10 protein-coding genes are annotated in these 13,389 nt (G+C 51.3%); 7 read left to right on the top strand and 3 right to left on the bottom strand.

From position 1 onward, the window contains the following. Positions 1 to 265 precede the first annotated feature (265 nt). Both L2731_RS03755 and L2731_RS03750 read left to right on the top strand, forming a co-directional pair. A complete protein-coding gene (locus L2731_RS03755; protein ID WP_249251897.1) occupies positions 266 to 1,984 on the top strand; it encodes a hypothetical protein in 1,719 nt (572 codons plus the stop codon). Continuing rightward, the gene (locus L2731_RS03750) at positions 1,977 to 2,942 is read left to right on the top strand and encodes a hypothetical protein (RefSeq protein ID WP_249251896.1); all 966 of its coding nucleotides are present in this window, start codon (positions 1,977 to 1,979) and stop codon (positions 2,940 to 2,942) included. Before L2731_RS03755 ends, L2731_RS03750 begins: the two co-directional genes overlap by 8 nt. Before the next feature lie 92 nt (positions 2,943 to 3,034). On the opposite strand, the gene L2731_RS03745 is transcribed toward L2731_RS03750, so the two are convergent. Further along, positions 3,035 to 3,421 (bottom strand): ribosome recycling factor family protein, encoded by a 387-nt coding sequence (locus L2731_RS03745; RefSeq protein WP_249251894.1) that lies wholly within the window; start codon positions 3,419 to 3,421, stop codon positions 3,035 to 3,037. A gap of 216 nt (positions 3,422 to 3,637) precedes the next feature. Between L2731_RS03745 and L2731_RS03740 the strand changes: the two genes are divergently transcribed. The 4 genes from L2731_RS03740 to L2731_RS03720 all read left to right on the top strand — a co-directional run bounded on the left by L2731_RS03740 (position 3,638) and on the right by L2731_RS03720 (position 8,526). After that, positions 3,638 to 3,886 carry a DUF3297 family protein gene (locus L2731_RS03740; RefSeq protein WP_011866839.1) on the top strand — a complete coding sequence of 83 codons (249 nt, stop codon included), beginning with the start codon at positions 3,638 to 3,640 and terminating at the stop codon, positions 3,884 to 3,886. A 370-nt stretch (positions 3,887 to 4,256) separates the two neighbouring features. Continuing rightward, a complete protein-coding gene (locus L2731_RS03735) occupies positions 4,257 to 6,323 on the top strand; it encodes a methyl-accepting chemotaxis protein (protein WP_249251893.1) in 2,067 nt (688 codons plus the stop codon). Between the two features lie 472 nt (positions 6,324 to 6,795). After that, entirely contained in the window at positions 6,796 to 7,818 is a 1,023-nt protein-coding gene (locus L2731_RS03725; RefSeq protein ID WP_415837031.1) for a substrate-binding domain-containing protein, read from the top strand. A 270-nt stretch (positions 7,819 to 8,088) separates the two neighbouring features. Then, entirely contained in the window at positions 8,089 to 8,526 is a 438-nt protein-coding gene (locus L2731_RS03720) for a dCMP deaminase family protein (RefSeq protein ID WP_239852184.1), read from the top strand. A 69-nt stretch (positions 8,527 to 8,595) separates the two neighbouring features. Here the strand turns inward: L2731_RS03720 and L2731_RS03715 are convergent, their stop codons facing one another. Further along, positions 8,596 to 11,010 carry a cytochrome c family protein gene (locus L2731_RS03715; protein ID WP_249251892.1) on the bottom strand — a complete coding sequence of 805 codons (2,415 nt, stop codon included), beginning with the start codon at positions 11,008 to 11,010 and terminating at the stop codon, positions 8,596 to 8,598. Positions 11,011 to 11,485: 475 nt separating this feature from the next. Between L2731_RS03715 and L2731_RS03710 the strand changes: the two genes are divergently transcribed. Beyond that, complete coding sequence (locus L2731_RS03710) at positions 11,486 to 12,682, top strand: serine hydrolase domain-containing protein (protein WP_249251891.1); 1,197 nt, start codon at positions 11,486 to 11,488, stop codon at positions 12,680 to 12,682. 162 nt (positions 12,683 to 12,844) lie between these two features. On the opposite strand, the gene L2731_RS03705 is transcribed toward L2731_RS03710, so the two are convergent. Next, on the bottom strand, positions 12,845 to 13,234 hold the full coding sequence (locus L2731_RS03705; protein ID WP_249251890.1) for a hypothetical protein: 390 nt from the start codon (positions 13,232 to 13,234) through the stop codon (positions 12,845 to 12,847). Positions 13,235 to 13,389: the final 155 nt, after the last annotated feature.

The raw sequence follows: 13,389 nt of genomic DNA, 5'->3' as shown, positions 1-13,389 counted from the left end.
TTATCTATGGCTTAAATGTAAACCTTGCAAGGACCAAGCTAAAACATCGGGCTGTCGCTGTCCAATCCCACTTTCGGCTGGGTGCCCAAAGACAATCTTGTTAATCTTCTGTGATTAATCACACACTTAGGTGGATACTTAGGTTTCTTTTCCCCTCGGCTATAGGTATAGTTTTTAACAAAAGTAACCCCAGTTCGTGGCGCACCGACTCAATCACTCAGCCCAACTCGCGCCATGACACCTCAGCTCGGACACGGAAGCGACAATGATAAAACTGATCATTCTTGGCTGTTTTGTGGCATGGATGTTTATTCGCAAGCTCAGCAAGTCTAAACCCGACTCGATTTGGCGACTCAAGCTAAGACGCCTGACCCGCTACCTCATGCTTGGCGCCGTCGCCTGGTTTGTGGTGATCGCGTTTGGCTCGGTGAAATACCAGATCTACACAGACAAGATATACACCTACAAGAGCAAGGTGCAAACCGTATTCGCCTGGGAAGAGAACCGCCTGCTGCCCATTAAGGCATTGGCCAAGCCCGTGCTACTGTCGCTGGACTATCAGACCAGCTTTCCCATGAGTCAGGCCACCGAGAAATCCCTCAGCAAGCAATATCCCTACGAGCCGCGCTTTCAGGGAATAAGCAAGTTCTTAGGCACCTTACTGCTGCTTGTCTGGCTCACCGCCTATCTGTCTCGCCATCGCCATACCGATAAGCGCTGGCAGGAGGCCGTCGCTAGCGACACCAAGGCCGGCTACCGCGACTTCTTAACCTGGGCGCGCAGCAATCCCCTCAGGCGTGCCCACTGCACCGGCATGCTCAAGAAGGCAGATATCGCCATGCAGTCTATCGACCAGCGCGGACGCCTGAAACTCGAGATGTACCGCAAGGGTTGGGCCGAACGCGGGCTCAACGCCGAGTTTCTCGACATGCTACATAAGGTGATCAAGGCGGGTCATTCACAGATCAGCATCAAGGCTGCCCATATGCCCTGCACCAAAACGGCGGCCGAGATCGAAGACATTAACATGCTCGTCTCTGGTTGGAGTGGCCTAGACCCGCAGCTGTTCATGCAACGCTACTACGCAAATCGCAAGGCGCGCGCCGAGCGCAAAGCCGAGCCCGATGCCTTTGAGGCGCAGCTACTCAAGACCCCGGAACACCTGCGCTTCACCTATCCTGAGCCTCATGTTGCCGGCAGACTGCTGGAGAAGCAGCTTGCCAGCGTGCTCAACCAAGGCAAGAAACGCTTTCTTGGCGATGAATTATTACAGTTCACCCCACACAGCGAGTTAGGCCTTAAGCAACCTGAGGTGAGGCTCGAATTCAGCTACATGCAGTCCCTCAATGCACAGCAGGGTAATCGTGCATCGGGTGTCTGGACCGGAGAGCTCAAGCACAAGACGATCACTATGGGTGACACCCAATATCCTGGCGGCAACATGCTCTGGCTGGTATTTGGTTTGGTGTTTGAGTGGCGCCTGATTATCGATGGCGTAGAGGTCAACAAAGGAGAATATAAGTGCTATCCAGACTCCAACATCTGTAACGTTAGCCGCCCGACCAAACAGAATATGCCGGAGAAAGCGGAAATCGAGAGACATATCTTCGATGTGGTCGCGCTTTCCAACATCAGCTCGCTATTCGCCCAGATGATGGGCATCAGCGAGGAGAAAATTAACCAACATACCATAGAGCTGAGCAACCAGACCGCCTTCGAAGCCAAGCGCCAGACCCAAGCCTCTAACCAGCTGGCCGACAAGCTCGAAGATGCCCTCAGGGGTGAGGCATTAGACGAGCTGATCAAGAGCAGCGGCGAAGAACTCTATAAGCAAAACAAAGAGATGGTCGATGCGGTCATTCGTGACTATATCGTCAATCACGGCGACACAGATACCGTATTAATGGTTATCGACCTACTTGGTGAAGCCGCCCCGGAACTGGCCGCTAGCCTGCTGCAGATCATCGGAGGTTCAGATGAATAAATGGATTTTACCTTGCTGTGCGGCGCTGCTACTTCTCCTCGCTCCCGAGGTCGCCCACGCCGATCTGAAACAGAAGATCAAAGACAAGATAGAAGATGGCATCTTCGAGGCCTTTGCCGGTGAACTGGCCAAGCTGCCTGGGCTATCACACCTGATAGCTCAGGTGGAAGGTAACCAGTATCAACTGATAAGTACCAACAAGAATGCAGGCCTGCTGGTTCTGGGCCGCAACAGCGATCTCGAGAATGCAACCCTGTCTACCCGTGCCAACGGAGCGGGTTTTGAGATCAGCCGCCAAGCCTACCTGGCCCCCGGTACCTATTGGCTCAAGGCCAGCCCCAAGGATAAGAAGAAGCAGGCCATCTCCCGCAAGGTCTATGTTCAGGCCAAGCGCCGCAGCCAGGTGACTCTCACTTTTTGGGAGAAGGGACGCAAGACCTTCCCTTTGGAGATAGTGACCCAGCCGACCTCGGCTAAGGTCAGGGTGATGAATATAGGGCCTAAATATGAGTTTGGCATGCCCCTCAGACCTGGAGACTACCAGCTTGAGGTGAGCGACAAGGGCTATAAAACCCGCAAGCTTAAGGTGAGGCTGGACCACAACCAGAATCAGTTTGGGATCAGCCTACAGCCGCTGAGTGGCAAGACGGTCACAGCAGCAAAAGGCGACACAACTAAAGCAGATACTGGCGCAGATACAGGCGCGGATACAGATGCGGACAGAGGCGAGCAGAGCCACAAGCCTAGCCAAACCGCCGGTGACCAGGCGGCAAAATCTGTCGATGCCAAACAAGATGGCGAAACGGACAAGGCCAAGAAGAAACCTTCGACCACCATAGAGGTGATCGTCTGGGTACTGATGATCGGCGGTTTTATCGGTTTCTGCTGGCTCACCTATAAATTGTTCACCTTTATTTTTACCCTGATGGGCACGGCCTGGCGCAAGCTGAGCGCCTAGCCTAATCTCATCGAGTCGCGTAATGGCTCATCTAACAAGAAGGGGGATGGCCGGCCTGGCAATCCTCCTTCTTTTTGTTTAAAAAACAGAGCTTAACTGTCGGCCTCAAATCTTGCTTGGCGAGCCTCAATGATAGTGCACTGGGTCTGCTCCATCAGCTCCCCCAGGGTGATACCTGGGGTCTCTCTGATCATTCGCACCAACTTCACCTCCAGGGGTTCTAACTTATCGGCATGCGGCAGTAGGCCCGCCTCCAGCTTAGTGATCAGATAGGGCGCCATAACGGGCTGACACTGCTTGAGTGCCTGGATAAAAGATTGCACATCAACCGCCCCGCCCGCCAGCAGCCAGTTACGTGACCGTCGCACCCGCTTCAGGCTGCAGCCAAAATCGTCGGCTAAGGTCTGCGCCTGTGTCACCTTCTCGCGACCGATTCGATGGATCAGCGAGGGTAAGGCGATGACGATCGCTTCGTTCATGGCGGCAATGTCCTCGGGCTAAAGCCTCAACTTAACCTTAGTGCTTGGGATGAAGCGCTAATGCTTAAAATGAATCGTGAGCGCCTCAAATAAGGCAGGAATGAGCGCCATTCTTCCAGCCCAAAGCCAAAAACTCAAGGCGGGTGTTATTCGCTTGAGCCCATAACCAGTATTGCCTACAATAGCGCACAACTTATTTGATTGAAGATAACCACTATGACTGACACTAAATCACTACCTGCATTGCCCGATCGCCTATCTGTCAATCCACGTAGCCCACACCATGTGGCCGACTACTTCGAGCACGACATCGGCATTCTTGTAAATGGCAAAGAGCGCTTCAACGTCGAAGAGTATTGCATCAGTGAAGGCTGGGTAAAGATCCCTAGCCCTAAGGCCCTGGACCGTCACGGCCAACCGCTAATGATGACAGTCAAAGGCACCATCGAAGCCTTCTACAAGTAGTCGCTATTAGTAGTCGCTATCAAGTAGTCGCTATCGGCCGCCAGCTTCAATCAAGCAAGGCAACAGGCTGAGACAAATCTACTGCGTAAAAGGGAAGCCCAGGCTTCCCTTTTTCATACTTGCTCTTCTCTATCACGCTGTCACTCTGTCGCTCTAGCCTCAATGGCTAATGTTGCCAACTAGTTAGACCCAGTTGCGATGCCAACAGGCTCACCTCTTAGCAATATCTGTTAATCAACTCTCATTTGTGTCAAACAAGTTGCATCCACATCACGATTCTGTAACCACCCGATTGCCTTTAGTTGAATTTTGCCACTAAATATCCATTAGATTTTTCTTATATCTGGTCAAATTAACTAGGCTGGTTTTTATGAAAATAACAATAAAAGCTAAACTAATCATATTAGTAGGCGCTTTACTCATTGCAGTTTCCGGCTTGTTTATCATCAACACCTTCATCATCGCTCAGGAGGTGCTAAAACAAGAAGAGCTCAATATCAGTCATGAAGTTGAAGCCCTCATCAAACAGAACCTTATCGGCCAAGTCGACACTCTAAGCCGCTCAGTCAACGACCTCTACCAACAATCACGAGAAGAGAACATCAAACAGGCCTTAGGCGATGAGATCAAAATGTTCCGTGATGTCATTAATCGCCTATATGAAAATGACCTCACCGACGATCCCGCTATGCTGATCTACACCTTTCTCAATGAATACCGCTGGGGCGAGGGCCGTTACCTATTTGCCTACAATGCCGACACCCTCGAAAACGAGGCCTCGGGCATGGGCGGTGTTTCCATGGGCAATAGCCGTGATGCACTGGATGAGCGAGGCAACTACTATGCGAGGGATATCGTCACCGCGGCCAAGGCCAATCCCATAGGCTACACCAGCTACTACTTCTCCAACCCATCAACCGAACAGGTGGAGGAAAAACTCTCTGCCTCTTTCTATTTCGAGCCGCTAAATTTAGTGATCGCCACAGGTGAATATGTCAGCACTCTGCGACAAGACAAGGTCAACAATGCCTTGCAAGCCATTTTGGCCGCCAAGTTTGGCGAGGATGGTCACTTCTGGATACAAGACCTCAACGGCAAGCTATTAGCCCATCCTCAGCAAGCACTGGTAGGACAGAGCACCAAAAACACCCAAGAAGCCAAACAGGTTTTGGGGGATAAAGCCGATGCCTTCCTTGAGCTCAGCATCACCAATCCGGCCACCAACAAGCAGCAGACTCAGATTGCCTATGTTAGGAAGATACTCCCCGAATGGGGCTGGGTCATAGGGACAGGTACCTTTGAGTCCAACATCAAAACCATAGAGCAGGGGCTTACCGATGGCACCGCGGCGATATTTGACGAAAAAATTTACCGTAGCATTGCCGTTGCCAGCGTTCTGATCATCGTTGCGCTGGCCTTCTGTGTGTTTTTGCTCAACAAGATCATCGCCGACATGCTGATGCTGAAAAACCGTATCGATGCCCTATCGACCGGGGATGCCGACCTAACCTCAAGACTCGCCATCAACAGCAAGGATGAACTGGCGGCCATAGGACATTCGGTCAATAGCTTTATCGGCTATCTGCAAGCCATGTTGCTTGAGATCTCTCAGGCCTCCAGCAAAATCACCCGCGAGATCAGCCAGCTCGACAGCCACTCGGAGCGCAACAGCTTGGCGCTAGACAATCACAGAGCGGAAACCGAGCTAGTTGTCACCGCCATTAGCCAGATGAATGCCTCGGCCGATGCCGTCGCCCAGAGCGCGGTAAAAATGGCCGGCAGCACCCAGCAGGCCGACAACGAAGCACAGACCTCTAGCCTTAGAGTCTCTGACGCCGCTAACAGTGTTAAGGCTCTGGTCGAGGAGATGCAGTCGGCCACCCAAAGTATTCATACCATGAGCGGTAATACCAATCAGATCATCTCGGTATTGAGCGTGATAAAAGAGATCGCCGATCAGACCAATCTGCTCGCCCTGAATGCCGCCATCGAGGCAGCCCGTGCAGGCGAGCAAGGTCGTGGCTTTGCCGTGGTGGCTGACGAGGTGCGCTCTCTCGCCTCACGTACCCAATCATGCACTAACCAGATTGAGCAGATCCTTTCCACCTTACGCCGCGACGCCGACACAGCGGAAAAGGTGATGCATGAAACCACCGACAGCTGTCACAGGGTCACCCAGGATACGGCACGCGTGACCTCTAGCCTGGGCACAGTCACCGGCTCTATCACAGAGATAAACGATCTCGGCAGTCAGATCGCCAGCGCCTCAGAGCAGCAGAGCACGGTCACGGCTGAGATCAGCCAAAACATGCATACGATAGAAGCCATGGCACAAGAGCTGGTAAAAAACGGTAAAGACACAGTGACCAGTACCCAAAGCCTGGCCGCCGCCAATCAGAAGCTCAGCGCCATGGTGAATAAATTCAAGCTGGCCTAGGGTCTGTTGACCTTTCCTGTTTGTTTTTGCAGCATTTTGTAGGGGATTCATACAAGGCAGAGCCTGTGTAGCGTAGTTAATCTACATGAACGGGAGATAACGCCGTAGAAATGGCCTACAAAAGCTGCCCGAAGGGTTCATTTAAACGCGCCTTGAGCAAAACGCGTTTAGATTGAACAAAAATTAAACCTGAAAGATAAACAGACCCTAGTCCCTTCGGTAGGATGCACTAGTCACTTAAGCGCCTCCTACCGGGAGGCGCTTTCACAAACAGACGAGTCAAGGCTCCACGCCTTTATCACTAAAAATTCTTGATCCAACACATATCTTTGGCGGTGTCACTTTGCTACATTTGGTTATCAAAATGTGAAATCTTGATCTGGCTTGATATAGCTATGCAATCAAGACGTTAGTTATTAATACCTTAGCTACGACTAACCTAGTTATTAGGAAATGGATTCGAGAGGCTATTGTGACTCGGGTACTCATCACACTCATCTCGCTGACCTTACTGGCCACCACCACGCTCAGCGCCGATGTCAGTGCCAAAACATTGAGATTTGCCGTAGTGCCAAAATTTTACGGCGCCTTCTTCGATCAGAGTAAGCTCGGCTGCGAAGCCGCCGCAAGGCAGCTCAAGGATGTCGAGTGTATCTATCTGGGGCCAGAGATCTCCAGCGTGCGCCTGCAAGACAAAGTGATCGAGCAGCTTATCGACCAAGGCATAGACGGCATTGCCGTGGCCATCACCCAGTCTAAGTTTCTCGCCGAGAACAGTCTCACCAAGGCCAAGGCCGCCGGTATCCCGGTGATCACCTACGATTCAGATTTCGACGCCCCAACCCTGGCCCAGCATCAAGATCTGCGCCGCGCCTACATAGGTACAGACAACTTTGCCTTCGGCCTGGCACTGGGCGAGCAACTCAAGAAGCTCAGGCCCAATGGCGGTAGCCTCATCATACAAACCGGTCGCCCCGACTCCCCTAACCTCAACCTCAGAATCATGGGGATTCGCAGCGCGCTCTCAGGCAAAACCTACACCACGCCACCGGGAAAGCGCCTACACAAGGATAACGGCTGGACGGAGATCAGGGAGCCCTTCTCCAACTTCGACCAACTCAGTCAGGCGGTGAGACAGATGGAATCCGTCATGAAGGGCAAACCCGTTAAGGCCGACTCCTTTATCGCCGTGGGTGGCTGGCCGCAAAACGATGAAGCCCTGTATCGCAAGATGATAGCGCCCTATAAAATTAAGTTAAATAACAAAGAGATAGTCGTGATCATATCGGATGCGGCACCTCCTCAGCTGGCCATGCTGCAAGACCACCTCGCCCATACCAACATAGGCCAGAGCCCCTACGAGATGGGCCGCCAGGCAATCTTCACCCTGCACAAAATTGTCAGCGACCAAGCCTTCGAGCAGATCGTCTTTACCCCTATCAAACTCTGCACGCCAGAAAATGCCAAGCACTGCGCTAAGACAGGCAGCGACTAAACCGAGCTAACCTTTAAGCAGAGGCTCCGACGCTCTCACTTTTCAATAGCCGTCAATTGCAGTCAATAGGCGTTAGCCAGCCTCTTTCGCCTAGCTCAGGCTGACAGTTTCCCATAGCCAAGACAGCGAAAATTCTAAACGAAGCAGCCGCTCGAAAAGTGACTAGGCAAGTGATTAATTAAGAGACTAAGCAGTAGTTGATTTCTCATTGTTCTCCATAGAGAATAGCGCCTAACATATTCAGATATTTAGCAGAGGAACCTCAAGAAGATGATGACCAAATGGGCAATACGTTTTTTACAGATGGCCGAGCTCGTAGCTTCTTGGAGTAAAGACCCCTCGACCCAGGTTGGCGCGGTGATCACCGAAAACAACCGCATTGTCTCACTGGGATTCAACGGCTACCCGCACGGGATCTCCGACAGTGCCGAGACAGATAACCGCGAGATGAAACTGCTGAAGACACTGCACGCCGAAGAGAACGCCATTCTCTACGCCAAGCGGGATCTCAGCAGCTGCGAGATCTGGGTGACCCACTTTCCTTGCCCCAACTGCGCCGCCAAGATCATCCAGACTGGGCTAAAGGTGGTCCACAGCCCACAACCCAGCGACGACTTCCTCTCCCGCTGGGGCGATAAGATCAAAGTCAGCCAGGATATGTTTGACCAGGCAGGCGTAGAGGTCGATTGGATGCAGGTTGAACGGTAAAATCAGTCCCAAGATCAGTCACGGAATCAGGCACCTTTCGGTGCCTGATTCCATTTACAGACCCTAGTGTTAATTCACTAAGTTGAAACTGCTACTGGTCGGCACACCATCCCAACTACCGCTGACATCGGTCACGCTAATGGTATAAGTACCGGGCGTCGTACCGCCACTGCCTTTTCTATTGGGCGCAGAGGTTTTCCAGCGGACCTCTGCAACCCCAGAACTGTCACTGGCACCACTAACAAGCATAAAACTTTCCAGCGTCGTAGTGTTGGTCACATTCATACTGACTAGGGCACCTTCCTCTAGCTCGCCATTAGCTTCCTGCACCAAGGCTCGAATAACCACCTCATCGCCGACTGTCATAGTGCTTGAAACGATATAAGTGGTTGTCTGGGATTTACCTTTACCACTTTGCTGTAAATACCCGGTGCTGATACTGCTCACCCCCAAGGTATCATCAGTCACAGGTGGTGAGCCCCAAGTAGTTGACGCCATCAACTGTGGCTTAGCCATCCCCGTATTGAGCCAAGCGTCCAGCATGTTATCGCCTTCGGCGCCGAGAAATGCACTCTGGCGATTATTGGCCAAGTAGAGGAACTGTATGTACTCCCAACTGGTGCCTTGGTAAAGCAGGTCGATAGTGGCATACACAGCACCAGCCGGAGGATTAAGCGTCAGCCGATCATAATGGTCATACACACCGCCAACACCGGGAGCGCCAAATTGATTGGCGGGAACAGGCAATGCATTGCGCCTTTTAGCCTCATCGAAGCTCATGCCATAGGGAGGAATACGATTGTCGGCCACCACACGATTGTTTAACGCAAAGTGAAAACTCTCCGCCACACTGTCTGCACTACCAGTGGCTAAATCCGCCAGAGTCGTTACCACCTCACCACTCAAGCGGTCATAGGCTAGTGCTATATCACCGCTGACACCTAAGGACACTAACCGCTCAGCCCAGGCTTGGGTGATCCCATAATGCGCCGAATAGATACGGGTATTGGCACCAGTTAGATCCACTATCGATTCCACTTCAACAGCTGCGCCACCGGCAGGATTGGCAAGCGTCACACCTATCGGCCCGTAAGCGCCATCTTCACGTAACAATTGCTCGTCACCGTCATACCACTTGATGTTAAGCCACATACGCCGACCTTCGGGATAACCAGAGATCAGTTTATGCCCGGTGAGATTCACAACTGTGAGCAGGTTACCCGCCACACTCAAGTTGGCCGCCTGTTGCAGATGCTGCTTCGCCCTTTCGGTCGCCAAGTCGATAGCCGATAACTGCACCGTGGTCAGCCCATCACCCAGCCTTAGTTGCGAGCGACTGTCCTGATATTTGATGACATCGCCAATCCAGCTATTACCACCGGTAAAGTCATGTTGTGGCAAGTCTTTACGCACTTGAACACCGCGCTTATTCGCACCGGCGCCTTGCACTGGCCGCATGTGACAACTTTGACAGCTGAAATAACGAATATCACCATCGGCATAATTTCCACCGGTTCCCGCTAATAGCGCAGCCTGATAGGTCTGCTCAATCGCGCCGCCTGGATGACGTAAGTTTTCAGGCAGAGAGAGAAAATCGGCCACCTGCGTGGTGGGAAATGCGCTGGCTTTATACTCGCTAAAAGTACGTTCAACCACGCCATAGGCATAAGGAGGGTTATTAAACGCTGCCTTCTCAACCACAGAGCCGCCCACATTTGGGGTTCCACTGGCATCTTGAGAGGAGATCACCTGCGGCGCTCCGGGCTGCGTGCCATTACCCGGAGCTAAATCGCCCACCACAGGGTTGGACACATCATGACAGGAGCCACAAAAGTCCACATGGCGATGAAACTTTGACTGCATAAACTGATGACGGGCATCAGCATCGACATAAGGGCCTAACTTGGCGCTGCTGGCGCTCCAGAGTGACAAGATGCCGCTGCCATAGAAACCTTCATCGGCACTTTGACATGTGCCCGACGGCGCTAATGCCTTATCGCTACAGTTAGCAATAAAGGGTGCAATCATCGCACCTTGCAACACAGGATCGGAATTGTCGGTGTTGGTCATCACATGGCAGGTGTCGCAATCCACACCATTGTCATCCATCGCAGGAATTCCCGAACCATCGGTTGGGGTTGAGTGCCCCTCATACCAGCCTTTGGTGCTGTGGCAGCGGATACAAAAATCTCCCGCGCCATCAAAATCTTGCTCTGCCACCGCCATGGTCGCCCAGAAGATCGGGTCGCGACTGGCATTGGCCATGGCACTACCGCGCCAGCCCGTAGCAGGCTCATACTCAGGGTTGGTTTTGTTATAGCCAGAGTGGCAGTTATCACACTTGTCCGGTGACTCAAAATTGCCTGCTTGCCCCTGCTGAGTCCCAGGCATCTGCACTTCGGTAGGCACCACATCTGCCGCAAAACATTGGGCGATGAGCAAGCTCGCGCCAAGCGCGATAAAGGAGAGTTTATTGAACATCATATTTGCCCCCATTGATTTTAAGCTGTGGAAAGGCGACAGCTAATGGTTAAATTTTAACCAATCCAATTTATCTAATATTGACCTACCTCAAATTAGGTAAGCTTTGTTATAACATTGTGAACATACTGCCAAGAGCATTAGACCCTTAATGACTTAGCGTCATAGCGCTTAGTAGATAAGCGGTGTAATGCCTGAAAGCTTTTGCAAGATATTCTCCACCATGAACGTATTGATTGCTCTAGACAGAAAAGAAAAGGATAACCATCAAATGCCCAAGTTAAGCTAACACAATCCACCACTGTTGCCGGCTAGCTTCCCCTCTACTCCCAATGAGACAGTCCCCCTAAACACTTAATGTAACAATTGGAAATATGTAAGTGTTGGAATACATAGCTAATCCCTTTATTGTCGATAAAACAAACGGCATACAAGTGACTTCTCAGGGACAGAAAACAAGAAGATTAGGAGCAACAAAATGAAGCTTAGCCATTTCACACTCACAACGATGTTTCTTGCGTTGGCAGGATGCTCGGTCAGCAACCAAGAATCGACAGCCGCAAATCAACAACTCGCCCGTCAACATGCATTCGAAAGCAACATTCGTTCAATCGACGATGATGGAAACAGCAGCGCATCAACCAATACGCTAGAAGCGCGAATGCAGGCTTATGGCGTCCCGGCGGTGAGCATTGCCGTATTTGATAACAACCAAATTATCTGGTCGAAGGGATACGGCAAGCCAGACATAGAATCGAACCAAGGAGTAACCAGGGATACGCTGTTTCAGGCCGCTTCCATTTCGAAAGCGGTCACCAGTGTCGCAGCATTTAAAATGATTCAGAACGGCAACTTTGAGCTTGATGAAGATGTGAACTTAAAACTTAAACGTTGGCGTGTACCCGAAAACCAATTTACTCAACAACAAAAAGTCACACCAAGCCGGATCATGAGCCACACATCGGGGCTGAATGTCTCTGGATTTGAAGGTTATGCCCAAAACCAGACTATTCCCTCACTAGTTCAAATATTACAAGGCAGTAGCCTGAGTAACTCTCCTGCCGTTAAGGTCTTTCAAACACCAGGTGAGTCTGAATATTACTCTGGCGGTGGCATGACAGTCTTGCAACTCTTGATGGAAGACACTAGTGAGCAGCCTTTCTCACAACTAATGAAGCAATTGATACTCAAGCCTTTAAATATGAGCCAAAGCTCATTCGAACTGGCACTGCCGAATGAACTCCAGAGCCAAATTGCAAAAGGATACGATAGCCAGCAATCCATGATTGAAGGGGGCTACCATCTCTACCCAGAGAAGGCGGCAGCAGGTCTATGGAGCACGCCCACCGATTTGGCAAAATTTATGATAGCCCTGGGTAAAGCCTACCGCGGCGAGGATGAAACTTTGCTATCACAACAATCAGCCAAAACCATGTTAACCAGAGTGCCCGGCGCGGGTGGAACAGGCATAGGAATAGATGGTGAAGCAGACGCTTTTCGCTTTAGGCATAGCGGCGGAAACGCCGGATACACCTGCTATGCAGTTTCCTTTGCAAATTCGGGACGAGGCTTCGTTGTGATGACCAACTCGGACAACGGCTTTCAATTAATCCACGAAATATCCAGAGCCGTTTCGGAGGCTTATGGTTGGCCTCCAATGTGGATGCGTGAATAGTGCCCTTACCGTCTCGCTCCTATTAACCAAGACCACTAAAGCCAGCTACTCCATAATTGCGTCGCTGGCGATGATAAGACAATGAAGTTTGGGGTTTTCGCCGCGGAGTTGACTCAAGTCAATGAGCAGCGAAAATCTCGAACTGAGGCAGTATTATCAAGCCTAAGCAGCAATTAGCGCTATGAGGCCGTGCTGCTGCCCCACCGCATTAGCAACCGCCACCAATCGGCTTTTTATCTCTTCCTCGATCCCTGTACCACGCTCAAGCAAGTCATCAACGGCGATGAAGGCGATAGTCATCAGGCGGCAGCTCTCGTAGTGATAGGCGTAACCCGGTTCGACTATCCAGCTCTCTGAGATTAGCTGCTCGGCCTTTTCATCCAAGGTTCTGACCAGGGTGAAGTCGAAGGATAAGATATGGTCTTCCTTGCCATACCAATCTGCCTTAAGCGCCTGAAAGTTAATCCACATCTCAAGCTTGGCCAGTAAAGGCTTAAGTGAACTCGAAAATCTATCATCGGCTGTGATGGTGATGGGGAATCCTTGCTGCATGGCTCTCTTTACCTCTTGCGTAAGCTTTTCGCTTACTTTACCCGCCAGCTTGCTCTTATTCTTGGCTGCCGGAAATGACCTCGGTCTGTCGATAGAATTTGATTGTGCTGGTGTACTGCCTCAGATGCAATGGTAAAGACCAAAACCCAGGGCGC

Source organism: Shewanella aquimarina, assembly GCF_023349185.1.
Taxonomy (GTDB): domain Bacteria; phylum Pseudomonadota; class Gammaproteobacteria; order Enterobacterales; family Shewanellaceae; genus Shewanella; species Shewanella aquimarina.
This window is presented reverse-complemented; position numbering and strand designations above follow the sequence as displayed.